Raw genomic sequence first — 21,710 nt, 5'->3', positions numbered from 1 at the left:
GAGTCTGCATAAAGTGTTTCCGCGTGACTGTCTGCCAGCGCACATAAGGGAAATTAAATTGATGCATCAGTTGACGTGCAACATCGGCAGCGGCCGATCCTGTCATCGGAGCGCTTTCGAGACTGCGACGGATCGCCCGCGTTGACGTAAGCCGGCGTCGCGGCGCTACGTCGCCAGCTTATTTGGCAACAACCGGTCGCACTCTTTCTTGACCACGGCATAGCACTCGCAGGTGCGCAGCTCCAGCCCCTGGCGATCCAGCACCGTGATGTGACCGCGCGCATAGCGAATCAGCCCGTCCTCCTGCAAATGCAGCGCGGCCGCGGTCACGCCTTCGCGGCGCACGCCCAGCATGTTGGCGATCAGTTCCTGGGTCATCACCAGTTCGTTGCCTTGCAGACGGTCCAGGCTCAAGAGCAGCCAGCGGCACAGCTGTTGATCCAGCGAATGGTGGCGGTTGCAAACGGCGGTTTGCGCCATTTGCGTGATCAGCGCCTGGGTGTAGCGCAGCATCAGGTGCAGCACCGGACCGGCGCGGTTGAATTCATCTTTCATCGTGCGCGCTCGCAGCCGGAAGCCATGGCCGGCGCTTTGCACCACCGCGCGGCTGGGAGTGGATTCGCCGCCCATGAATAGCGAGATGCCGACGATGCCCTCGTTGCCAACCACGGCGATCTCGGCCGATGCGCCGTCTTCCAGCACATACAGCAGCGAGACGATCGCGGTGGTAGGGAAATAGACATAGTTCAGCGTGCTGCCCGATTCATACAGCACCTTGCCCAGCGGCAGTTCGATCGCTTCAAGCTGCGGTAGCCAACGCAGCCACTCGGCATCCGGCAGCGCGGCGAGCAGGTGGTTCTTTCTTGGGTCAGGGGAAATGGCCATCGCGGAACTCCAAGGCTGGTTTGGATTCTGGGGCCTGTTGATATATCAATTGGGAAATTTATATGTCGGCAAGCCCTACGATTACCACTGGTGGTGCACTCGCACCGGAATACCAGTATAGGAAGTCAGCGCTATGTTCGCTAGTGGACAATGTAGTTGTCAGCGTCAGAGCCTGTCATTACTCGGCAGCACAGTGGCGCATGCGGCAGCTGATTTCGTCGAACTGTTGTGGGAAACCATGCGGGTTGTTGCAAGGCACGCTGCATATACTTCGAAATAACTATCGCGGCGATGAGCGCAAAATCAACATCTTGAAGAGTTTTTTGGCGTCCTTCGGATTCACGGAGCCGGTGGCGAACCCTGCAATCCCAAGCCAGGGTTCGCCACCGGCCTGCTAGCGACGCGGCACGATCACGACGGTGTCGCCATTTGGGCTTCCTTTGGCACCTGTGCTTCCTCTTGCGCCAGTGCTGCCGGTTGCACCGGTGTATCCGGTGGCGCCGGTATCCCCGGTTGCACCTGTCCCGCCGGTTGCGCCGGTTCCTCCAGTTGCGCCGGTTCCCCCGGTCGCTCCAGTGTCACCGGTTGCACCGGTATATCCAGTCGCGCCGGTGTATCCGGTCGCTCCGGTATTGCCGGTTGCACCTTGCGGTCCGGCCGGACCCGTGGGAAGCGTGAGACAGCCACCCAGCGCGAGCGTTGCCAATACTGCGGCACACAGTTTCGAATATTTCATGATGATTTCCTTGGTTAACCAGAACTACACACGCCATTGTGGGCAGCCATCCAGATTTGATCGGTCTCTGGCGATAATGATCAGCGTCGGCAGATCAGGCCATCGCTACTGCAAGATCGCATCCGCAGCCGACCTCCGCGAATAGCCCCGGGCGGGAACTCTGTCGGCGCGTTACGACTGCCGACGAGGCTACGCGAACTATTTGCCTGGTTCGGTACGCTAGCGCACAGAATCCGTCGCTTTACCAGCCTATCTTCCATATCGGCACAAGGCGCACGCCTAAGTGCGCGAGGCGAATACGGTACTTTTCAATCGAATGGAGCTCAGCATGAACGGTAATAAAGTTGTTTCCGCCATCATGGCGATGTCTTTGGCGACGGCAGGTTTTTCCTTCGCCCAAGGTTATGGAGAACGCGACGACCGCGGTCGCAACGAACAGATGCAACGCGACAACCAGCAAGATCACCGCGACTGGCGTCAGCCGGATCGCCGCGACTTTCAGGGGCGCGGGCATTACAACGACGGGCGGCGGGATGAACGCGGCGCCGGTCCAAATCATGAATTTCACAGGGGCGAGCGGCTTCCGCCCGAATACCGCAGTAGGCAATATGCGGTCGATGATTGGCGCGGCCACCGGCTGAGTGCGCCGCCGCGCGGTTATCACTGGGTGCAAATAGGCGGTGACTATGTTCTGGTTGCGAATTCCAACGGCATCATCCTGCAGCTGTTCCTGAATAACTGAGCCGGCGATCGGAGCCGCTGTTTTCAGTTTGAAAACTTGTTCATCGCGGTTGATGGCATCAGTGCCCGACTTGACATGGCGAAGATGTTGGGTCCCGATGTCGCGATCGAAGCATTGGGTATGCAACAAACGTTTGAAAATTGTCTGCGCGCTCTTAATGGATAAAGTCTGTATTGCTTACTTCCCAAGAGTCCAGAACATCGTCCCCACCGCGCTTGCCATGACGCCGGTGCAGATCCAGCCCAATAGTTTCAATCTCAAACCAATGACGAGCCGCCCCATGATCGCCGGGCGTACCGCCATCAGCATCATGACGCACATAATGGGGACCGAAATGACGCCGTTAATTACCGCGCTCCAATACAGTGCTTTGATCGGATCGATTGGGGCGAAGCAGAGGGCGACACCGAGCAAGGTTGAAGTGGCGACGATGCCGTAGAATTTTTTTGCCATTGCAGGTTTTAATTCCAGGCTGTTTTTCCAGCGAAAGGCACCCGCCATTGCATAGGCGGCGGAGCCGGCCAATATCGGAATCGCAAGCAGTCCGGTGCCGATGATGCCGGCGCTGAATAACCAGAAAGCAAACTCGCCGGCAATCGGGCGCAAAGCCGATGCCGCTTGCGCCGATGTTTGAATATCGGTGATGCCATGCAGGTTCAGGGTTACCGCTGTAGTGAGAATAATGAAGTAGGCGACGATATTGGAAAATCCCATGCCGATCAGCGTATCGACCTTGATGCGTCGAAAATTGGCTGGAGCTTGGCTTGGTGCATCTTTAAGCGGTTTTTGCAAAGGATCGGCTTGTTGGTCCTCCACTTCCTGCGAGGTTTGCCAGAAGAACAGATAGGGACTGATGGTGGTGCCGAATACGGCGACAACGGTAGTGATGTATTCCGGTTTCCACGACAAGTGCGGCAGTAAGGTTTTTGTCAGTACCTGGGGCCATGGCACCTGCACCACGAAAACGACCCCGACATAAGCCAGCAGGGCGAGCGTGAGCCATTTCAATATGCGGACGTAGCGATTGTAGGGAACAAAAAGTTGAAGCAATAGCGACACGATGCCGAAGCCAAGCGCAAACAAATGTGGCGGGCCGCCGGTCAGCAATGTCAATGCTTCCCCCATCGCGGCAACATCGGCAGCGATATTGATCGTATTAGCGACCAGCAAAAGCCCGACGATGCAATAAAGAAGCCATGCGGGATAGTGGCGGCGAATATTGGTGGCGAGACCATGGCCGCTGACGCGACCGATGTGGGCACTGATAGCCTGAATGCCTACCATCAGCGGATAAGTAAGAAACATCGTCCACAGCATGCTGAACCCGAACTGTGCGCCCGCCTGTGAATATGTGGCGATGCCGCTCGGATCATCATCGGCGGCACCGGTAATCAGCCCCGGACCGAGTTCTCTTATCCAAGAAGCTTCGGAAGATTTTGTCGCTACGATTGTTGCCAGGTTTGTCATTTTTTTTTCGCAAAGCAATCGAGACAAGAATGCAGGAGGAGGTGAACAAAAATGCCGTCTGAAAAACGGCAAGCGAATCGAGTAATGCGTGGAATGCAATCCGGATTGCGCTAATAGCGCAGTGACGACAGCAAGTCCATTGCTGTGACATCACGGAGGGTGGTGCTGGTATATTTCCCGACCGCCAGCCCCGGTAGTCCGATGTCTACAACAACCTCCGCCGATTAAACTGCTTGTCAAACAATTTGGTCCTCAAAGCGCACGCAGTATGGATAGCGTCGCTCTAATCAAGTGGCTTCGGAAGGCCAGCTAGGGAAGATGCAATTACTGTATCGAACGCCCCTCTGTTGGTCTGTACGCTAAATAACATAGCGTCATCTTCAATTAACTCCCTGGAAAACTTATGCGATAGCGCGCCGACTATTGCGAGCGAAAACTTTCGCTATGTGCGTCAGCGTACCGATCCCGCAAAAAAAACGTCATATAACGTCATTGCTTGAGGGTAATTCCACATTCGATTAACGGTCTACGGGAGAGAAATGATGAAAAAAAATTCGAAGCAATGGTTCAGCGTCCTGTGCGGCGCGGTCGTGGTGCTGACTGCCGGCTGCAGCAGCTTGAAAACCCCGGCGACCGCCTCGGTCGCGGTCTCCACTGCGGCTGTCGAAAATGCCTCCGGCGCGGGCGGTGCCGAATTTGCGCCGGCCGAGATGAATTCAGCGCGTGAAAAAATAGCCTTGGCCAATAAAGCGATGGCGGCCAAAAATTATCAGCTGGCCGATGACTTGGCAACCCAGGCGCAGGCGGACGCCAAACTGGCGCAAGGCAAAGCCAATTCGGCCAAAGCGCAAACCGCGGCCGATGCCTTGCAAGAGGACGTCCGCGTCTTGCGTGATGAGCTCGATCGCAGCAGAAAATAAGACACGCCCATCCGCAACCCGACATCTGCAACATTCGGCGGCGCGCATGCATGGCGCCGCTGTAACTCAAAGGATTTGATCATGAACAACAATCATCTTACGCCTACGCTGTTAGCGATTGCCATGCTGGTCGGCGCTTGCAGCTCGATACCGAAAACCACCTATTTGCTGGATCAGACGCGCAGCGATTACGTCGCAGCGCAAAACAATCCGAACGTCGCGAACTACGCGCCGCTGGAAATGAAGCAAGCCGGTGAAGCACTGGGGCAAGCCAATGCCGCGGCCAGCCATGACGACAGCGCCGAAACTATCGATAAGCTGGCTTATCTTGCCAAACAAAAAATCGCGCTGGCGCAAGAAGCGGCTAAACAAAAATCTGCGGAAGCGAACGTCGCCAGCGCCGGCAAGGAGCGCGATCAAATGCGTTTGGATCAACGCACGAACGAAGCCGATCAGGCCAAGATGAGTGCAGAACAATCCAAGCAGGAAGCACAAGTAGCGCAAGCGCGCGCGGCACAACTGGAGGCACAGCTGGCCGATCTGGCGGCGAAAAAGACTGAACGCGGGATGGTCATCACCTTCGGCGATGTGTTGTTTGGCACCGACCTGGCGCGCTTGAATTCGGACGGCATGCGCACGGCGCAAAAGCTGGCCGATGTGCTACTGCAAAATCCGCAACGCACGGTGTTGGTCGAAGGTTTTACCGACAGCACCGGCGTGGCGTCGCATAATCAGGAATTGTCCGAGCGCCGCGCCACCGCGGTGCGCGGCGCTTTGCAGCAACTGGGCGTGCCCGCCGAACGCATCGCGATCCGCGGTTATGGCCAGGCATATCCGGTGGCCGCCAATAATACGGCGCAGAATCGCCAACTGAATCGGCGTGTAGAGATCGTTCTTTCTGATGGCAGCGGTAAGATTTCGCAACGCTAATAAAAGGCGATAGCGTGCCCGCCAGGTCCGGCCGCAGGACCGGCCCGAGGCGGTGCATTCATATCTGTTAAATATTGATATTGAGGAGTTCATCGTGTTGGAATCAAATCTGAAACTGATCAGCAATGACATAAAGACGCTGATCAAGGATGCGCAAACGCTGCTTCAAGCGGCGGCTGCGTTGCCGGGCGAAAAAGCAGAGGAAGTACGCAACCGCGCCATGCGTTTGCTGGATACGGCACTGGCCAAGGCCCAGGAAGCGCAAACCAGCGTGCTTGACGCCGGCAAGGAAATGGCGGTGTCGGCCGACGACTATGTGAAAGAAAATCCCTGGCGCGCGATCGCGACGGCGGCCGGTGTAGGACTGTTGGTGGGCGTGATCCTGGCGCGCAAATAATCAGTCGCTGCATAGGTTGGCCAAGCGTAACCTACAGTCACATGAATACAGTGCGGCAACCCATGTCAGCGCTCGGTTTGCTGTCGCAAGTACTCGGCACGCTTCATCTGCAAATACTGCTCCCGGTCCATCTCGTGCAACTGCCGCGGATACCGCTCGACCGCCGTAAACCAGTCTTGCAAACGTTTTTCAAACTGCGCCGCCGGCGCTGCGCTGGCGGCCCCTAAAAAGCTATCGATGGCGAGGAAATAACGCATCGTGTTGCGTTCCACCATGCCGCGCACCCCGCCGACATAGTTCGGCTGGCCATCGGCTCGTTTGCCGATCACGGTGAATCCGACCTTGCTGCTGCCAATAGTTCCAAGATAGGTTTGCATGGCCAGCCGCGCAGAAAAATTCATCGCGTAAGAATACGTCAGGTGCAAAAACGTTTTGGCGTTCGGCAGCGCCATCGTCTCCAGTTGTATATGGTAGTCGCTGGTGCCCAGCGGCCCGTCTTTTGCATTGAGCCTGATTTGCACATATTCCGAGGTCGCGGCGGCGACGCTGTAATTGAATTCGATTCGTTCTGTATCGGCCAATTCTTCGGGCGTCTTCTTGCCGATATTGACCCTCAGGATGGCGCCTGCCGGCTGCGCCAGTGCGTGACAATATTTGGTATTGATATGCAGCAGCATCACGTCGCACCAATGATCCGGATTGTTCAGGCCGGTGTTCACCGCATCCAACGGGTATTCGACAATCGCGTAGATGTCGCCCTTCAAGCGATTCGGCGTTTCAACGGAATCGAGAACCAGCGGCCGCCCGAACTGATTCCGCTGCAGTTGTTCTTCCAGCGACGCATATTTAGCGTGCAGTGTCGCACCGGGATCGGACTCCGCTAGCGCGACGCCGGCGGCAGCTGCGGCGCAGATCAACAGCAGCCACCTCAAGCAACTCAAAGCACTTGACCAAACGCGCTTATGCATTGCCATTCCATTCCGGTTGAATCCGGGCTTGGAATATTCAAGCGGATGACGCATCGCACCACGCTTCGACGGAGGTGGACGTGAAATTACAGCCGCCCGGCCAGCAACAGGACAATCAGGACGATGACGATCAGACCCACGACACCGCTAGGGGCATAGCCCCAGCTGCGGCTGTGCGGCCAGGTCGGCAAGACGCCGATGACGGCGAGGATCAGGATGATCAATAACAGGGTGCCCATGGTTTACTCCTGGAAAATGGATGAGAAATTGGTCCGCGCAAGAGGGGCCGGCGCCTTCGCCGACCGCCTTTAGACCACAATAGTCAGCGAAAGTCGCAAAGTCTGTACGCTGACGCACCAAGATCGGTTGCCGGTGGAACCCCGCTGGCGGGATTGCAAAGGGAAGTCGCAAAACCGCATTTTCTAAAAGAAACCATCCACAGTTCGATACCGTACAGATGCGCTGCATTTTTCCATCTACAACAATGTCATCATTGGGTTTTGAGCTGAACTGTTTGGAGGCTGCAATGCAATCTGAAACAATTGGCGAATATGAAATCGAGTATTCCGGACTTCAGTTACCCGACAGCGACAACTGGGTCGCCATGCTGGCGATTTATGGTCCTTCTTCCAATCCGATGCATAGGAACGATATTTTTCCGTCGCAACGGGTTGCGCTTGAATCCGTATTTCCAAGTGAACAGGCAGCGGAGGCGGAGGCGCGCACGCTGGCCATTTCGATGATAGGACAGAGAAGTAAAAAACCGGATAGCTGAAACCGGCAAGCAGCGGGTAGCGGGCCGGCGCGCAGCCGGTCGCTGCCACTGTGTGGATGGATGACGTTTCATGCATCGATGCCGCCGGCCATCCGGGCCAGCGGCATGGCGCCGCAACAGGTCCGAGTCAATCAGATCAAGCGCCGTAATAAGTGCGAATGGCATCGACCCATGACTGGTCGGCCATATTGGGCCAGTTGTCGGAATCGAAGCCGGGCGCATTTTTGAAGCGCTCTTTTTCGACGTTAACCACAAAACGCTTATTCAGGGTGTCGAGCTTCAAGGCACTCCAAGGTACTGCAAACAGTTTTTCGCCGATGCTGAAGACGCCGCCGAAAGAAAGCACCGCATACGCGACCGTGCCGGTGCGCATATCGAGCATGATTTCCTTGATGTCGCCCAGGTGCTCATCTTGCGTGTTATGTACTTTGTTCCCAATCAAGGTATTGGCGCCCATTAATTCTGGGCCTGGCCCCTTATGCGGATTCTTTTTATAGATGCCGTAGGTGTCGCGTTCTTCGTATGACATTTTGAATCTCCTCGTGATGAAATCGAGGCTTCAGGATGATATGAAAATCAAATGCAGTCGGTTCGCTAACGCACAGATCGCTTGTCACCTGTATTCACAACGACGGCGAGGTCGTGGATGAAGCGGTATGAATAGCAACTATAGAGTTGCGTCTTTGCAATCAAACATCAAAATAAATGTTGCGCCGCATGATGCGGCCCAGACCCGTTATAATTTCGCGCTATAACATTTTTGAACAACAGATTTTCTGTATTTTTTATTACCGACGAGAGCACACCATGAGTCTGAATAACGTACCGGCCGGGCGCGATTTGCCAAACGATTTCAATGTCATCATCGAAATCCCGATGAATGCCGATCCGATCAAGTATGAAGTCGACAAGGAATCCGGCGCGATTTTTGTTGACCGCTTCATGGGTACCGCGATGCACTATCCGTGCAACTACGGTTACATTCCGCAAACCCTGTCGCCGGATGGCGATCCGGTCGACGTGCTGGTGATCACGCCGTTCCCGCTGTTTCCAGGCGTCGTCGTGCGTTGCCGTCCAATCGGCGTGCTGAAAATGTCGGACGAAGCCGGCCAGGATGCCAAACTGCTCGCGGTGCCGGTCGATAAGGTGTTGAGCATCTACACCCACTGGCAAAAGCCGGAAGACATGAATGAACTGCGCCTGAAGCAGATTCAGCATTTCTTCGAGCACTACAAGGATCTGGAAAAGGGCAAATGGGTCAAGATCGACGGCTGGTCCGGTCCCGATGAAGCTCGCCAGGAAATCTTGTCCGGCGTCGAGGCATACAAGAAGTCGCTGGAAGCGTAAGCAATTCAGCTCAAGAAAAAAGCGCACCTCGGTGCGCTTTTTTACGTTCACCCAAAAATCGAAAGAAGTAGGGCGGATGAGCGCAGCGTTATCCGCCGCTGGATGCGCCACCTGCGCTAGACGCATTCGAAGCGGCGGAAGGGTGAAGCAGGGGTTTCGGATGGCATGCCATCGGCCTGCGTAACGGTATCCGCTTGCAAGCGGATACGCGCCCTGCAAGGGCTGCGCTTTTCCGCCCTACCATCCTGCGACTCTGGAAATATCAGCTCATCGCATTCAACTCAAGCCTTGTACTACCCCGATTCTCCTAAGAAAGAAGTTGCTTTCGCGCATTGAAAAACAGATAATGCGCGGGATAAAGTTACGCAAAGTAACTAAGCGTCGTTAAGTTTCGTTTCCCAAGGGGGAATCCTTGTTTTTCAGTCAAATCACGCTACCGCCGCTGCGCGGTGCGCCAGTCCGCCTTTGCGCCGCCGAATTTCCTGCGTCCTCGATTCCTATCCTGACGATTTAGTAACTCTGGACGCTAGGCATGGATTTTAAATGGAATGTGACGGTGCAAAAATGAATCGCAACAAACAACGCAATAATCAAACAGTAAGCGGTTTCACCTTGCTGGAATTGCTGGTGGTGATCGTCATCATCGGCTTGCTGGCGGCTTATGTCGGGCCGCGCTATTTTGCGCAACTCGGCAAATCCGAGCGCGGCACGGCCAAGGCCCAGATCGAGGGGCTGGGCAAGGCGTTGGATACCTACCGCCTGGATACCGGCCACTATCCGACTACCGAGCAAGGCTTGAACGCGCTGGTGGTCAAACCCAACGATGAGACCAAGTGGAACGGTCCTTACCTGCAAAAAGCAGTGCCGCCCGATCCTTGGGGCAAGCCGTATATCTACCGCTCGCCGGGACAGGGCGGCGACTTCGATTTGATGTCGTATGCGAAGGATGGGCAGCCGGGTGGCGAGGGAGATGATGCCGATGTGTCGTATCGCTAATAAGGTCGCCTTAAAACCGAAGCAGAGGCGATAGCTGCATGTCACGTTCGGATCAATCCAGGCTCGCTGAGGCTCCAGTCCCGGCACCCGCCGTCAATACGTCGACCACCCGCCTGCGCCTGCAAGTGCAGGGCGTGGACGGTCGCGCCCAGACTCTTGAATTCACCGACATCACCGAAGCCGAGGCGATCCGCAGAACCGTCGCGCGCGGCCTGCGGGTGCTGGCGATCGAATCCGCCGCTGCCGGCGCGAGCGCGTCGGACTCAGGCGCCAAGACACGCTTTCCGCTGCTGCTGTTCAGCCAGGAACTGCTGGCCTTGCTCGACGCCGGTCTGAACCTGACCGAGGCGCTGACCACCTTGCACAACAAGGAGCGGCAACCAGCGGTGCGTGCGGTATTGGGCGACTTGCTGCAAACGCTGCGCGAAGGCCGCAGTTTTTCCGATGTGCTGGCATTGGCGCCGCAACATTTTCCCGAAGTGTATGTCGCCATCGTGCGCGCCTCGGAGCGCACCGGCGACTTGCCGCAATCGCTGGCGCGCTATATCGCTTACCAGTCGCAATTCGACGTGATCCAGAAGAAGCTGATTTCAGCCGCGATTTATCCGGTGATGCTGCTGGTGGTCGGCGGTTTCGTCACCTTGTTCCTGCTCGGTTATGTGGTGCCGAGATTCAGCGCCGTGTACGAATCCTCGGGCCGAGAAATCCCGTTCCTGTCGCGCATCTTGCTGACCTTCGGCAAGAGCATTTACAACAATTGGCAACTCGCATTGGGCGCTCTGCTCAGCGTGTTCACCGTGCTCGGCTGGTGGATCAGCCGGCCCGAGGGCCGCGCCCGGATGCTCAATCAAGTGCTGCGCCTGCCGTGGCTGGCCGCCAAGGCAAACGAATTCCGCCTGGCCCGTTTCTACCGCGCCGTCAGCCTGCTATTGGCCGCCGGCATCGCCTTGTCGCGCGCGATGGGCATGGTCACCGGCTTGCTCAGTGCCGAACAGCAGAGCAAACTGGCACAAAGCCGCTTGGCGGTCGAACAGGGACAGAGCCTGTCGACCGCGCTGCTGGCGGCGGGGCTGGCCAGCCCGGTGGCCGAATCGTTGATCAAGGTCGGCGAGCGCTCAGGCCAATTGGCCGAAATGCTGGAACGCACCGCACGCTTCCAGGATGAAGATTTCGCCCGCTGGGTCGACTGGGCTTCGCGCCTGCTGGAGCCGATCCTGATGACGGTGATCGGGCTGGTGATCGGGACTGTGGTGGTGTTGATGTATATGCCGATTTTTGATTTGGCTGGGAGTCTGGAGTGAGCCAAGGCTCACATAAATCCTGAGTCAAGAAGATAGAAATTAGAAACAATATTTTGAAAGTAACGGTATGAAAAAATTATTAACCCTGGCCTTGTTTGTTGCAGTACTAGCCGCCATCGGCGCGGGCTTGTACGTATTGCGTAATTACCAGATGGAAGCCGGCGTGCAGGCGTATAAGGCGGGGCAAAGCGCCACTGCGCTGGAAAAACTGAAGCCGCTCGCTTATCTTGGCGACAAGACCGCCCAGATGATCGTTGGCTCGATCTACGCCTATGGCGTCAATGGCGTCGCTAAAAATGATGCCGATGCGATTTACTGGTTTCGGCGTTGCGGCTCGATCGGGCCGCTGCTGGTCGAGCCGGGCGAGGACCCGGCTGCGCCGCACGAGTTGAGCATTGCCAAATCCTATGCGTATGGCGAAGAAGGCGTGAAAGTCGATCCTGTCGAGAGTAAGAAATGGCTGCAATTGGCCGCCAAGGGTGGCAGCAAAGAAGCGATTGCCATGCTCGCCAAATCTCAACCCTGAGCATTGCCGATTGAATCAAGCGCAAAGAAATATTAAGAAACAATAGGGCGCCTCTAAAAACCGTAGCGAGCGGCCCAAGGTTGGGGCGACTAAGTTGCAACACTTGCAGCCGAATGGAGCGGGTGAGCATCGCAGCCCCGAGATTGGCGAGTTTGCCAAACTCTGCAGTAGGTTTTTAGAGGTGCCCGATAGATGAATCGGTTGGCAATGAATACTACACAACAATGCGTTGGGCAACCCGGCAGGACAGGACAAAACATCATCCGCAAGAACAAGGTGGCTGCGTGACGCAGATGGCCGCGGCAGCGACCAATAGCGCAAGCCCGACACTGACCACAACGCTGATCGACCAGGCACGCCTGCTATCCGCACAAAACGACTCCGCGCTGATCCGCAGCTTGCAGCAGCTCACCGGCTGGGACGCCGAAGAATTGATGCAGGCGCTGGGCGCGCGGTTCGGTTATCCGGTGCTGCCGATGCGGGTGTTGCAGGCGCTGCGCCCCGACTTTGAACGGATTCCGTATACCGAATGCGCGCAGCGCGGCGTCCTGATCGCCAGCGATGAGACGGACACGCCGCATCTGGTGCTGGGCGATCCGTTCGACGGCGCAGTGGAGAACTGGGCTTTGCGGCGCTACGGCATGCACGCGGGGACGCCGCGAGTGGTGCTGGTGCATCCGGATGATTTGCAGGCGTATTTCGCGCAGCAGGAACAACAGTTGCGGGCGATGGACGGCTTCGACAGCGCCAGCGCCGGGCGCAACGATGAAGAGGTGGCGGCGGTCATCACGCTGGCGAGTATCAGCGACGATGCCAGTCCGGTGGTGCGGCTGGTCAATTCAACCATCTACGATGCGCTCAAATTGCAGGCCAGCGATATCCATCTGGAGTGCGACGCCGGCTGCCTGCATGTGCTGTACCGGATCGACGGCGCGCTGGTGCCTATCACCCAGGTGCAGGGGCAGGATATGGCCGAGCAGGTGATCTCGCGCATCAAGGTGATGGCGGAGCTGGATATCGCCGAGCGCCGGATTCCGCAGGATGGCCGCTTCAAGGTGCGGGTCAATCATCGCGAGATCGACTTCCGGGTGTCGGTGATGCCGAACATCTTCGGCGAGGACGCGGTGCTGCGTTTGCTGGATCGGCAATCGCTGACGGAAGAGGCGCGCGCGCTGCGGCTGGACAATCTCGGGCTGGATGGCCATACCATCGCGGCGATCCGCAAGCTGGCGAGCAAGCCGCACGGCATGTTGCTGGTGACCGGGCCGACCGGGTCCGGCAAGACCACCACGCTGTACGCGGCGATTACCGAGATCCATACCGGCCGCGACAAGATCGTGACGATCGAAGACCCGGTCGAATACCGACTGCCGCGGGTATTGCAGATTCCGGTCAACGAAAAAAAGGGGCTGACCTTTGCCCGCGGCTTGCGTTCCATCCTGCGCCACGATCCGGACAAGATCATGGTCGGCGAAATCCGCGATGACGAAACCGCGCAGATCGCGGTGCAGGCGGCGCTGACCGGCCACCTGGTGTTCACCACGGTGCATGCCAATAACGTATTCGATGTGCTGGGACGCTTCCTGCATATGGGGGTGGATGCCTACAGCTTTGCGGCGGCCCTGAACGGCATCGTGGCCCAGCGCCTGTTGCGCATCAACTGCCCGCATTGCGCGGTGGAAGTGGAGCCTAGCGACGACGAATTGGCGACCGCAGGCTTGAGCCGGGCTCAGGTCGACGGCTGGATATTCAAAGCCGGAAGCGGTTGCGGCCATTGCCGCGGCATCGGCTACAAAGGGCGCAAGGCGGTGGCCGAGGTATTGATACTGGACGATATGCTGCGCGAGCTGATCGCCGGTAAAGCGCCGATTTCGGTGCTGAAGGAGCGGGCCGCGCAGGCCGGCCTGAGAGCATTGCACGACACTGCCTTGCAGTGGGCGGCACGCGGCGAAACTACGTTGGAAGAGGTGATGCGTGTTGCTGGGTAAACGAATCAAGCGAATTGGCAAGGCAAGACAAGGCAAGGACCGCGGCACTTTATTCATCGTCATCGGCGCCCAGGAGATCGAATCGGGCGTGCATGCCGGCGGCAACTGGCTGAAGGACAGCGTGCAACGGGCGCCGCTCGATTTGACGCAGGATGCCGCTGCGCCGATAGCGGCGCTGGATCAGATCGAGCTGGCATTGAAGCGCTGGCGCGATGCGCAGCCAGCCGCGGCTTCGCTCAAGGTGCGTGAAGTCAGGGTGCTGATTTCCGATATCTGGCTGGCGACCGCCAGCCTGCCCTGGAGCGGCATGCTGAAGCGCGCCGACACGGCCGAGGCGTTTGCGCGCGGCCAGATGGAGGCTGCCGGCTTCGACCTGACGACGGCCGATACGGTGAAGCTGGATGACGCGCGCTTCGGTGCGCCGCGGCTGGTGCTGGCGTATCCATCGGTGTTGCTGACGGCGATTGCGAGGCTGGCGACCGGTGTCGGTGCGGTCCTCGCCTCGGTGCTGCCGCTCAGTGTCACCGCTTGGGAGGCCGCGCCGCGGCCGCAGCGCAGTAAGGCCGATGCCTTGCTGGTGCTGGAGCGGGGGCTGTTGCTGACAGCGCAGGGCAGCGCACGCATGTCGGAGGTGATGGTACGGGCAGAAGCCGACTTTGGCGCGGATGCCGCAAGAACTGAACAGGTATTGCGTGAACATATCCAGCGCATGCGATTGCGCGACCTGCATTTCTCGCAAGTGAAGCGGATTCCTGTGTTGAATCTGTCAGCGGCGGGGGCAACTTTGACCGACGCCGATCTGCTTTGCATAAGCTTGCCGGCCAGCGCAGTGTCGGCACGTCTGCATCTGGCCTGGTTGTCGCGTCGCTGCCGTCTCGCGATCGACGCCGTCGCCGCCAAACCGGCGATGACTGCCGTGCAATGGGGCGTGGCCGCGATGGCCGTATTGCTGTGCGGCGGCTTGCTGTTCCAGGTTTGGCAGATGCATGGCCGGGTCAAGCTGGTGCGGCAGCAGCTGGCCGCCTCGCAAGCCGCGCAACGGCCGCCGCCGGCGCCGGTTGCGTGGAGCCGGGAAGAAGTGACGCGGGTGCAGGCGGTGAACGTCGCGATCCGCGAGCTGAACCTGCCGATTGCGACGCTGTTGCGCGCATTGCAGCCGCCGGCCGACATCGCGGCGGCAGTGCTGAACGTCGAAGTGATGGGGGCCGCTCCATCCAGCACCGACGGCAGCGCCGGCGTCAGGATCGTGGCGGAAGCGCACACCGGCGCCGACATGGCGCGTTACGTCGCGTTTGTGGCCGAACGCAAGCCGTTTACCGGCGCATATCTGTCGCGCCACGAGATCGTCGAAGCGTCGCCGGAACGGCCTTATCGGTTTACGGTGGAGGCGGTATGGGCGGAATGAAAATGCAAGCGACGCAATGGCTGCCGCAGCTGTCTGAGCAATTGGCATGGGAGGCGCGGCGCGCCAGGAATTGGTTCATGCGGCGCTGCGGGCTGTTCGGTTTGGTGCTGTTGGGCTGCGCGCTGCTTGGCGTCGGCGCGTGGCAGATCAAGCGGCAGCAGGTGCGCGCGCTGGTCAACGTCCACGCACAGCTGCTTCGCATGAAAAATGCGCAGCAGCAGGCGCCAGCCGCCTTGGTCGAGAGCCGCAATAGCGATGGCCGTACCCGGCTCAAGGACTTCGAAGACTTTTTGCTGGTGTACGAGGACATTCCCGAGGTGGTGCAAAGTCTGCTCAAACTGGCTGAAGCCGAGCAATTGTCCATCACCCGCGGCGAGTACCGGCCGCAGGTCGACCAGCCGGGGAAATTCCTGCGCTATCGGATGACCATGCCGGTCAAAGGCGATGCGCATGCCATTTATCGCTTCATGCAAAACGCATTGCACGCGCAAAAAGCGCTGGCGCTGGAAAGCGTGCAGTTCAAACGCGAGCGGATCGACGCCACCGTGGTCGAGGCGCGGATTCAGTGGGTGGTGCTGACACGCTTGCCGGCCGAGAACGGCGCGAGCCAGTCCAACGCCGCAGCGGGAGAGCGTCGATGAAAATGGATAAAGGAAGAATCGGCATGGGCCTGAGCCTGTTGGCGGCACTGCTGGCGGTAGTGTTTGCGCCGCCTCCGGCCGCCGACGATGGCGTGGTGCTGGCGACTCGCAAGGGCGCGAGCGCGACTGCCGTGGCCGTGCCGCAGTCGTCAAAGATAGCGCAGTCCGTCGCGCAGTCCGTTGACGTGTTGCGGATACGGCCGCGCGATGCGGAAGAGGGCGAGGACGACGGCGCCAACGTGTTCGCCTCGACCCAGTGGACGCCGCCGCCGCCGAAAGTGGTGGCGCCGCCGCCTAGCGCGGCACCGCTGACGCCGCCTGCGCCGCAAGCGCCGGCCTTGCCTTTCAAAGTATTGGGCCGTTACGTCGAGGACGGCAAAGACGTGGTGTTCCTGCTGCTTAACGAGCAGAGTCTGGTGGTCCGCGTGGGCGACACGATAGCCGGCAATTACAAGGTGCAGAGCCTGAACGGCGGCACCCTGACCTTGCTGTATACCCCGCTGAATCAGCAGCAGACGCTGGATGTCGGCGTTTTGCCAAGTAATCCGAATTGAGCGAATTGAAAAGAATGACTATGAATAGAGTGCAAACATCCTCCCGCTCCGGCATGACGCCGGGCGCGCCATGGCAACGTCTGGTGGGCGTGCTGGTACTGGGTGCGATGCTGGCCGGTTGCGCCGGCACCAGGGAATATCGCGAAGGCAATACTCTGCTGGCGGAAGGCAAGATCGAACCGGGCCTGGCCAAACTGGAAGAGGCGGTCAAGCTCGACCCAAAAAACGCGGAATACCGGATCGCCCTGTCCAGCCGCCGCTCGTCGATCATCAACCAACTGGTCATGCAGGGTGAGACTGCGCGCCGCGAAGGACGTTTGTCGGATGCGGAAAAAAGCTACCGTCAGGCGCTCAACCTGGACCAGAACAACAACATGGCGCGCCAAGGGATCGAAGCGTTGGTGATGGAACGGCATCATCGTCAGGTAGTGATCGAGGCTGAAGCCTTGTTCAAGAAGGGCAGCCGCAACGACCTGATCGAGGCGCTGGAAAAATTGCGTCCGGTGCTGTCGGAAAACCCCAATCAAAAAGACGCGCTCAACCTGAAATCGCGGATCGACGAAGCCCGCGCCAAGGCCTCCAAACCGGAGGCCAAGCTGGCTGCGGCGTATATGAAGCCGATCACGCTGGAGTTTCGCGATGCGCCATTGCGCACCATCTTCGAGGTGATTGCCCAGGTTTCCGGCCTTAATTTCTTCTTCGACAAAGAGCTGCGTCCGGATTTGAAGGCGTCGATCCTGGCCAAGAACACCTCGATGGCGGATGTGGTGCGGCTGCTGCTGGTCACCAACCAGCTGGAGCAAAAGGTGCTCAACGAGAATTCGATCCTGATCTACCCCAGCACGCCGCAAAAGCTGAAGGATTATCAGACCCTGGCGGTGCGCACTTTCTACTTGACCAACGCGGATGTCAAAGCGGTTTCCAACACCATCAAGACCATTGTCAAAACCAAGGACATGGTGATCGACGAGCGACTCGGCCTGATCATCCTGCGCGATACGCCGGAGGCGATCCGGATGGCGGAAAAAATCGTCGCGCTGCAAGATCTGAGCGACCCGGAAGTGATGCTGGAAGTCGAGGTATTGGAAATCAAGCGCTCGCGCATGCTGGAGCTGGGCATCCAATGGCCGAGTCAGCTGACCCTGGCGCCGCTGCAGGTCGCCGGCGCGCCGCTGACCCTGGACGGCTTGCGGCACTTGACTCCGCAAACCACGCAAGCGACCGTCGGCAGCATGGTGTTCAATGCCAACAAAGGAGATCAGGACGGCAATATCCTGGCCAATCCGCGCATCCGCGTGCGCAATAAAGAGAAAGCCAAAGTCTTGATCGGCGACCGGGTGCCAGTCATCACGACCACCTCGACCAATACCGGCTTTGTGTCGGAGTCGGTCAACTATGTCGATGTCGGCCTCAAGCTGGAAGTCGAACCGACCATTTATCTGGATGAGGAAGTGGCGATCAAGGTCAACCTGGAAGTGTCCAGCATCGTGCGCGAGATCACCAGCAAAGCCGGCACCTTGTCCTACCAGATCGGGACCCGCGGCGCCAATACGATACTGCGTCTGAAGGATGGCGAAACGCAGATCCTGGCCGGCCTGATCAACGACGAGGATCGCTCGACCGCCAACAAGGTGCCGGGCTTGGGCGAGCTGCCGCTGATCGGCCGCTTGTTCGGCAGCCAGAAGGACGATACCCAGCGCAGTGAAATCCTGCTGTCGATCACGCCCCGCGTGGTGCGCTCGATCCGCCGTCCGGACCTGCTGGCGGCCGAGTTCGAATCCGGCACCGAAACCAATATCGGCGCCGAGTCGTTGACCATGAATTCGGTTGAAACAGTAAAAGCGGCGGCGCCAGCTACAACCTCAGCTGCACCAGCAGCAACGCCAGCCGCGATTGCCGCACTTGGCGCCAATGCCGCGCCCGCATCCGCACCCGCTGCGACTGATCCTGTACCGGCCGCGGTCAATGCCGGCCCGCTGAGCCTGAACTGGCAGACTCCTGCCGAGGTCAAGGTCGGCGAACAATTCAGCGCCGTGCTGCGGGTCAGCAGCCAGGGCGCGTTGCGCGGCATGCCGCTGTTGATCGGCTTCGATCCGCAGTTGCTGCAGGTGGTCAGCGTGCAGGAAGGCGACTTCTTCAAGCAAAACGGCGGCGCCACCAACTTCAGTCACCGCATCGACCCGGCGCAGGGCAAGGTATTCATCGCCGCAGTCCGCCAAAACGCGACCGGCACCGATGCCGGCGTCAACGGCGCCGGCGGCATCGTGACGGTCAATTTCAAGGCGCTGAAGCCGACCGCCGCGCCGGCCGCGGCCAAGCTGCAACTGTTGTCGGCCTCGCCGGAACCGGTCAGCGCCACCCCGATCGCGCTGCCGCTTGAACAGCTGGTGCGGATCGTCCCGTGACCGTGCGTCGTCACGAGTTGCCGAGCCGGCAGCGCGGCTTCACTTTCATCGAACTGATGATGACCCTGGCGATCATGGGCGTGCTGGTACTGGTGGCGGTGCCGATGGCGCAAGTGACCATACAGCGCGACAAAGAGCATGAACTGCGGCGCGCGCTGATCCAGATCCGCGACGCGCTGGACGCCTACAAACGGGCCGCCGATCAAGGCCGGATCATCGTCAAGGTGGGCGAGTCCGGCTATCCCAGAAACCTGGAGCAACTGGTGGAAGGGGTGCCGGACCAGCGCAGTCCGTCGCGGCAGAATTTGTATTTCCTGCGCAGCTTGCCGCCCGATCCGATGTATGCCGGCGCCGCCGTCAAGGCCTCCGAAACCTGGGGCTTGCGCAGTTATGCGTCGCCGCCGGACGATCCCAGCGAAGGCGACGATGTGTTCGATATCCACTCCAAATCCGACAAGCAGGGGCTGAACGGCGTGCCCTACAAGCAATGGTGAGGTTCCGCTTGCAAGATAAATTCAACAATAAAACCCGCGGCTTTACCCTGATCGAACTGCTGGTCGTGATGGCGATCGTCGCCTTGCTGCTGACGATTGCCTTGCCACGCTATTTCGGTTCGCTGAACAAGGCCAAGGACGTGGCGCTGCAAGAAAACCTGCAAGTGTTGCGGGTCACGCTGGACAAGTTTTACGCCGATAAGGGCCATTATCCGGAGACGCTGGACGAACTGACCCAGCAAAAATATCTGCGCGCAGTGCCGGTCGATCCGGTCACCGAATCCAGCGCCAGCTGGATCCTGATCCCGCCGCGCGAGGCCGAAGCCAAAGGCATCGCCGACGTCAAAAGCGGCGCCATCGGGCAAGCGTATGACGGCAGGCCGTATGAAACCTTTTAAAACAGATGGTGGTTTTGCCTACCTGTGGGTGCTGCTTCTGGTGGCAATCATGGGACTCGGTTTAACCGTGGGCGTCGATATTTACACCACCTCGGTGACCCGCGACAAGGAGGCCGAATTGCTCGCTATCGGCCGTCAGTTCCGGGTCGCGATCGGTCGCTACTATGAGACCCAACTCGGTAGCGGCGGCAAGCGCGAATACCCGGCCAGCCTGGAAGATTTGCTGCGCGATAATCGCAGCCCCGGCCTGAAGCGGCATTTGCGTCAGGTCTTCGTCGACCCGATGACCGGCAGCGCAGAGTGGGGCCTGGTGCGGGTCGCCGGGCGGATCGTCGGCGTCCATTCGCTGTCGGCCAAAATGCCGATCAAACAGGATCATTTCGAGGCCGACGACATGTCGTTTCGCGGCAAGGAAAAATACAGCGACTGGGTGTTTACTTATCCGTCCGACTTGCTGCTGCGGACCGATGTCAACGGCCTCAATGGTGCTGAAGGCAAAGAGCTGAAGCCGGTTGACCTCAAGAACTCGATCGGCGCGCCGCCTCAGGCCGCAACGCCATTGACCGATAACCCCCTGAGCGGGCCGCCACGCCAACCGGATACAAACTGACTATGTCGAAATCCCTGTTTTCTGCAGCCGGCCGCTGGTTAGGCTGCCTGGCTTGGCTGGTGCTGATAGCCCAAACCTCATCCGCAAACGACCTGCCGGAGGCCTTGAAAGGCATCAAGCAAGTCAAAGTACTGCGCGGCGGCATGCCGTCCTGGCTATTGAGCCGGCAAGCCGTGCTGGGCAAGCCGCTGGATGCGATGCAATCGGTTCGTTTGAGCCCGGCCGCCATCAAGAGCATGATCGAGCAGCGCCGCCGCAAAGGCAGCAAGGGCGCGCCGCTGGCCGCTGTGATCCTGGTGACGGCCGCCGGCGCCACGCCGGAAACCCTGCAGCGCTGGCGCGAAGCGGCGCAGCCGACGCCGTTGTTGATCTATGCCGACACCCAGGATGCCTATGCGCGCCAGCTGACTTTGCAAAAAGCGATCTGGACCGCGCAAGCGCATGGGCCGAAGCAGTTGGGATGCGGTTTGTAAGTGACGGGTATTAATCGTAGAAGATGGCTGCAAACCTGCGGCGGGGCGTTAGCCTGCTTGATGCTGACGCCGCCGTCGTTGGCGCAATCCGGCGCGCTCCGCCGCACTATGCCGGTTACATCGCGGACGACCTGTGGGCGCTGTGGGCGCTGCTGCAAAGGAGCGGCGACTGCACCGAGTACGCCTATCTGGCGGTCGCGCTGGCGCGTGCCAACGGCATCCCGGCGCGCATGGTGGGCGGTTACGTCACCGACCGCAACATTGCGCCGCGCGCGGAGGAATACCACAACTGGGCGGAGCTGTATGTGGATGGCGCCTGGCGCTTGCTGGATGCACAAAAGGAGAATTGGCTGGCGCCGGTGCAGCAGTACATTGCGTTTCGTTTTTACCGGGATAGTGTGATCAATCCGGTTGGGTTGGCGCATCGGTTTAATGTCAGTGGGGAGATGCAGGTGAGGTTGTAGGAGAGTGCGACCGTAGGCCGTAGCTCACCGGGGGCAGAATGCAGCGATGACGTAGTTAAATGGGGTCAGAGTTTTTTTTCGTCGGCAGTTTGACGAAAATTACTCTGACCCCTTTTAACGGGCTACGGAGTATGGGCGGTTGCATGCGTTCGTCGTTACTCAACACGGTCGCTACTCCGTGGAAGCTGGTCGGGGGTAGCCCGACAGCTAGTCATATATGGACGCCCTCAGTTTGACAAGCATTCAATCGACGATCACAAACAGGTAAAGATTGCAGCCATATATCCG

At 58.9% G+C, this 21,710-nt stretch carries 25 protein-coding genes; 19 read left to right on the top strand and 6 right to left on the bottom strand.

Translation table 11 applies throughout. From position 1 onward, the window contains the following. Positions 1-165: 165 nt before the first annotated feature. Both ACFPM8_RS07600 and ACFPM8_RS07595 read right to left on the bottom strand, forming a co-directional pair. Positions 166-885 carry a Crp/Fnr family transcriptional regulator gene (locus ACFPM8_RS07600; protein ID WP_378996684.1) on the bottom strand — a complete coding sequence of 240 codons (720 nt, stop codon included), beginning with the start codon at positions 883-885 and terminating at the stop codon, positions 166-168. A 411-nt stretch (positions 886-1,296) separates the two neighbouring features. Continuing rightward, a complete protein-coding gene (locus tag ACFPM8_RS07595) occupies positions 1,297-1,602 on the bottom strand; it encodes a hypothetical protein (RefSeq protein ID WP_378996682.1) in 306 nt (101 codons plus the stop codon). Between the two features lie 347 nt (positions 1,603-1,949). On the opposite strand from ACFPM8_RS07595, the gene ACFPM8_RS07590 reads away from it, so the two are divergent. Then, positions 1,950-2,363: an RcnB family protein gene (locus ACFPM8_RS07590; protein ID WP_378996680.1), complete on the top strand. Its 414-nt coding sequence runs from the start codon at positions 1,950-1,952 to the stop codon at positions 2,361-2,363. A gap of 177 nt (positions 2,364-2,540) precedes the next feature. On the opposite strand, the gene ACFPM8_RS07585 is transcribed toward ACFPM8_RS07590, so the two are convergent. Next, the gene (locus ACFPM8_RS07585; RefSeq protein ID WP_378996678.1) at positions 2,541-3,830 is read right to left on the bottom strand and encodes an NRAMP family divalent metal transporter; all 1,290 of its coding nucleotides are present in this window, start codon (positions 3,828-3,830) and stop codon (positions 2,541-2,543) included. A gap of 542 nt (positions 3,831-4,372) precedes the next feature. On the opposite strand from ACFPM8_RS07585, the gene ACFPM8_RS07580 reads away from it, so the two are divergent. From ACFPM8_RS07580 to ACFPM8_RS07570, 3 genes are all read left to right on the top strand, one after another. Further along, positions 4,373-4,750, top strand: a complete 378-nt coding sequence (locus tag ACFPM8_RS07580) for a DUF4398 domain-containing protein (protein ID WP_378997424.1) — start codon at positions 4,373-4,375, stop codon at positions 4,748-4,750. Between the two features lie 81 nt (positions 4,751-4,831). Further along, positions 4,832-5,680 (top strand): OmpA family protein, encoded by an 849-nt coding sequence (locus tag ACFPM8_RS07575; RefSeq protein ID WP_378996677.1) that lies wholly within the window; start codon positions 4,832-4,834, stop codon positions 5,678-5,680. A gap of 94 nt (positions 5,681-5,774) precedes the next feature. Next, positions 5,775-6,077 (top strand): ElaB/YgaM/YqjD family protein, encoded by a 303-nt coding sequence (locus ACFPM8_RS07570; protein WP_378996674.1) that lies wholly within the window; start codon positions 5,775-5,777, stop codon positions 6,075-6,077. A 65-nt stretch (positions 6,078-6,142) separates the two neighbouring features. Here the strand turns inward: ACFPM8_RS07570 and ACFPM8_RS07565 are convergent, their stop codons facing one another. After that, positions 6,143-7,045, bottom strand: coding sequence for a hypothetical protein (locus tag ACFPM8_RS07565; protein WP_378996672.1), 903 nt, complete (start codon positions 7,043-7,045; stop codon positions 6,143-6,145). An 86-nt stretch (positions 7,046-7,131) separates the two neighbouring features. Then, positions 7,132-7,284: a DUF3309 family protein gene (locus ACFPM8_RS07560; protein ID WP_378996670.1), complete on the bottom strand. Its 153-nt coding sequence runs from the start codon at positions 7,282-7,284 to the stop codon at positions 7,132-7,134. 287 nt (positions 7,285-7,571) lie between these two features. Here ACFPM8_RS07560 and ACFPM8_RS07555 point away from each other — a divergent pair, with 287 nt between their 5' ends. After that, positions 7,572-7,820: a hypothetical protein gene (locus ACFPM8_RS07555; protein ID WP_378996668.1), complete on the top strand. Its 249-nt coding sequence runs from the start codon at positions 7,572-7,574 to the stop codon at positions 7,818-7,820. A gap of 136 nt (positions 7,821-7,956) precedes the next feature. Here the strand turns inward: ACFPM8_RS07555 and ACFPM8_RS07550 are convergent, their stop codons facing one another. Beyond that, on the bottom strand, positions 7,957-8,349 hold the full coding sequence (locus ACFPM8_RS07550) for a PRC-barrel domain-containing protein (RefSeq protein WP_378996666.1): 393 nt from the start codon (positions 8,347-8,349) through the stop codon (positions 7,957-7,959). A gap of 278 nt (positions 8,350-8,627) precedes the next feature. On the opposite strand from ACFPM8_RS07550, the gene ppa reads away from it, so the two are divergent. The 14 genes from ppa to ACFPM8_RS07480 all read left to right on the top strand — a co-directional run bounded on the left by ppa (position 8,628) and on the right by ACFPM8_RS07480 (position 21,422). After that, positions 8,628-9,167: an inorganic diphosphatase gene (gene ppa / locus ACFPM8_RS07545; RefSeq protein ID WP_378996664.1), complete on the top strand. Its 540-nt coding sequence runs from the start codon at positions 8,628-8,630 to the stop codon at positions 9,165-9,167. A gap of 564 nt (positions 9,168-9,731) precedes the next feature. Beyond that, entirely contained in the window at positions 9,732-10,163 is a 432-nt protein-coding gene (gspG, locus tag ACFPM8_RS07540) for a type II secretion system major pseudopilin GspG (RefSeq protein ID WP_378996662.1), read from the top strand. Positions 10,164-10,201: 38 nt separating this feature from the next. Then, positions 10,202-11,464: a type II secretion system F family protein gene (locus ACFPM8_RS07535; protein WP_378996660.1), complete on the top strand. Its 1,263-nt coding sequence runs from the start codon at positions 10,202-10,204 to the stop codon at positions 11,462-11,464. 67 nt (positions 11,465-11,531) lie between these two features. Continuing rightward, complete coding sequence (locus tag ACFPM8_RS07530) at positions 11,532-11,990, top strand: SEL1-like repeat protein (protein ID WP_378996658.1); 459 nt, start codon at positions 11,532-11,534, stop codon at positions 11,988-11,990. Between the two features lie 293 nt (positions 11,991-12,283). After that, positions 12,284-13,978 (top strand): GspE/PulE family protein, encoded by a 1,695-nt coding sequence (locus ACFPM8_RS07525; protein ID WP_417629162.1) that lies wholly within the window; start codon positions 12,284-12,286, stop codon positions 13,976-13,978. Then, positions 13,968-15,383, top strand: a complete 1,416-nt coding sequence (locus ACFPM8_RS07520) for a hypothetical protein (RefSeq protein WP_378996654.1) — start codon at positions 13,968-13,970, stop codon at positions 15,381-15,383. Before ACFPM8_RS07525 ends, ACFPM8_RS07520 begins: the two co-directional genes overlap by 11 nt. Next, positions 15,371-16,024, top strand: a complete 654-nt coding sequence (locus ACFPM8_RS07515; RefSeq protein WP_378996652.1) for a hypothetical protein — start codon at positions 15,371-15,373, stop codon at positions 16,022-16,024. Before ACFPM8_RS07520 ends, ACFPM8_RS07515 begins: the two co-directional genes overlap by 13 nt. Beyond that, a complete protein-coding gene (locus ACFPM8_RS07510) occupies positions 16,021-16,578 on the top strand; it encodes a hypothetical protein (protein ID WP_378996650.1) in 558 nt (185 codons plus the stop codon). Before ACFPM8_RS07515 ends, ACFPM8_RS07510 begins: the two co-directional genes overlap by 4 nt. Before the next feature lie 20 nt (positions 16,579-16,598). Further along, positions 16,599-18,983, top strand: coding sequence for a cohesin domain-containing protein (locus tag ACFPM8_RS07505; protein ID WP_378996648.1), 2,385 nt, complete (start codon positions 16,599-16,601; stop codon positions 18,981-18,983). After that, positions 18,980-19,477, top strand: coding sequence for a type II secretion system protein (locus ACFPM8_RS07500; RefSeq protein ID WP_378996646.1), 498 nt, complete (start codon positions 18,980-18,982; stop codon positions 19,475-19,477). The genes ACFPM8_RS07505 and ACFPM8_RS07500 overlap by 4 nt, the downstream gene beginning before the upstream one ends. Next, positions 19,471-19,875 carry a type II secretion system protein gene (locus ACFPM8_RS07495; protein WP_378996644.1) on the top strand — a complete coding sequence of 135 codons (405 nt, stop codon included), beginning with the start codon at positions 19,471-19,473 and terminating at the stop codon, positions 19,873-19,875. Before ACFPM8_RS07500 ends, ACFPM8_RS07495 begins: the two co-directional genes overlap by 7 nt. Then, on the top strand, positions 19,862-20,485 hold the full coding sequence (locus tag ACFPM8_RS07490; protein ID WP_378996642.1) for a type II secretion system protein: 624 nt from the start codon (positions 19,862-19,864) through the stop codon (positions 20,483-20,485). The genes ACFPM8_RS07495 and ACFPM8_RS07490 overlap by 14 nt, the downstream gene beginning before the upstream one ends. Before the next feature lie 2 nt (positions 20,486-20,487). Next, positions 20,488-20,958: a hypothetical protein gene (locus ACFPM8_RS07485; protein WP_378996640.1), complete on the top strand. Its 471-nt coding sequence runs from the start codon at positions 20,488-20,490 to the stop codon at positions 20,956-20,958. 23 nt (positions 20,959-20,981) lie between these two features. Then, positions 20,982-21,422: a transglutaminase-like domain-containing protein gene (locus tag ACFPM8_RS07480; protein WP_378996638.1), complete on the top strand. Its 441-nt coding sequence runs from the start codon at positions 20,982-20,984 to the stop codon at positions 21,420-21,422. Positions 21,423-21,710 lie beyond the last annotated feature (288 nt).

Origin of the sequence: Paraherbaspirillum soli, from assembly GCF_042654985.1 — a bacterium.
Taxonomy (GTDB): domain Bacteria; phylum Pseudomonadota; class Gammaproteobacteria; order Burkholderiales; family Burkholderiaceae_D; genus Paraherbaspirillum; species Paraherbaspirillum soli.
The sequence above is the reverse complement of the archived record's forward strand: the minus strand, read 5'-3'. Positions and strand labels throughout refer to the sequence as shown.

Bases quoted from the DNA above. Each gene is read 5' to 3' on its own strand.
- ACFPM8_RS07600 (WP_378996684.1), bottom strand. From the start codon at position 885: ATGGCCATTTCCCCTGACCCAAGAAAGAACCACCTGCTCGCCGCGCTG.
- ACFPM8_RS07590 (WP_378996680.1), top strand. From the start codon at position 1,950: ATGAACGGTAATAAAGTTGTTTCCGCCATCATGGCGATGTCTTTGGCG.
- ACFPM8_RS07585 (WP_378996678.1), bottom strand. From the start codon at position 3,830: ATGACAAACCTGGCAACAATCGTAGCGACAAAATCTTCCGAAGCTTCT.
- ACFPM8_RS07580 (WP_378997424.1), top strand. From the start codon at position 4,373: ATGAAAAAAAATTCGAAGCAATGGTTCAGCGTCCTGTGCGGCGCGGTC.
- ACFPM8_RS07575 (WP_378996677.1), top strand. From the start codon at position 4,832: ATGAACAACAATCATCTTACGCCTACGCTGTTAGCGATTGCCATGCTG.
- ACFPM8_RS07565 (WP_378996672.1), bottom strand. From the start codon at position 7,045: ATGCATAAGCGCGTTTGGTCAAGTGCTTTGAGTTGCTTGAGGTGGCTG.
- ACFPM8_RS07560 (WP_378996670.1), bottom strand. From the start codon at position 7,284: ATGGGCACCCTGTTATTGATCATCCTGATCCTCGCCGTCATCGGCGTC.
- ACFPM8_RS07555 (WP_378996668.1), top strand. From the start codon at position 7,572: ATGCAATCTGAAACAATTGGCGAATATGAAATCGAGTATTCCGGACTT.
- ACFPM8_RS07550 (WP_378996666.1), bottom strand. From the start codon at position 8,349: ATGTCATACGAAGAACGCGACACCTACGGCATCTATAAAAAGAATCCG.
- ppa (WP_378996664.1), top strand. From the start codon at position 8,628: ATGAGTCTGAATAACGTACCGGCCGGGCGCGATTTGCCAAACGATTTC.
- gspG (WP_378996662.1), top strand. From the start codon at position 9,732: ATGAATCGCAACAAACAACGCAATAATCAAACAGTAAGCGGTTTCACC.
- ACFPM8_RS07535 (WP_378996660.1), top strand. From the start codon at position 10,202: ATGTCACGTTCGGATCAATCCAGGCTCGCTGAGGCTCCAGTCCCGGCA.
- ACFPM8_RS07530 (WP_378996658.1), top strand. From the start codon at position 11,532: ATGAAAAAATTATTAACCCTGGCCTTGTTTGTTGCAGTACTAGCCGCC.
- ACFPM8_RS07525 (WP_417629162.1), top strand. From the start codon at position 12,284: ATGGCCGCGGCAGCGACCAATAGCGCAAGCCCGACACTGACCACAACG.
- ACFPM8_RS07515 (WP_378996652.1), top strand. From the start codon at position 15,371: ATGGGCGGAATGAAAATGCAAGCGACGCAATGGCTGCCGCAGCTGTCT.
- ACFPM8_RS07510 (WP_378996650.1), top strand. From the start codon at position 16,021: ATGAAAATGGATAAAGGAAGAATCGGCATGGGCCTGAGCCTGTTGGCG.
- ACFPM8_RS07505 (WP_378996648.1), top strand. From the start codon at position 16,599: ATGAATAGAGTGCAAACATCCTCCCGCTCCGGCATGACGCCGGGCGCG.
- ACFPM8_RS07495 (WP_378996644.1), top strand. From the start codon at position 19,471: ATGGTGAGGTTCCGCTTGCAAGATAAATTCAACAATAAAACCCGCGGC.
- ACFPM8_RS07490 (WP_378996642.1), top strand. From the start codon at position 19,862: ATGAAACCTTTTAAAACAGATGGTGGTTTTGCCTACCTGTGGGTGCTG.
- ACFPM8_RS07485 (WP_378996640.1), top strand. From the start codon at position 20,488: ATGTCGAAATCCCTGTTTTCTGCAGCCGGCCGCTGGTTAGGCTGCCTG.
- ACFPM8_RS07480 (WP_378996638.1), top strand. From the start codon at position 20,982: ATGGCTGCAAACCTGCGGCGGGGCGTTAGCCTGCTTGATGCTGACGCC.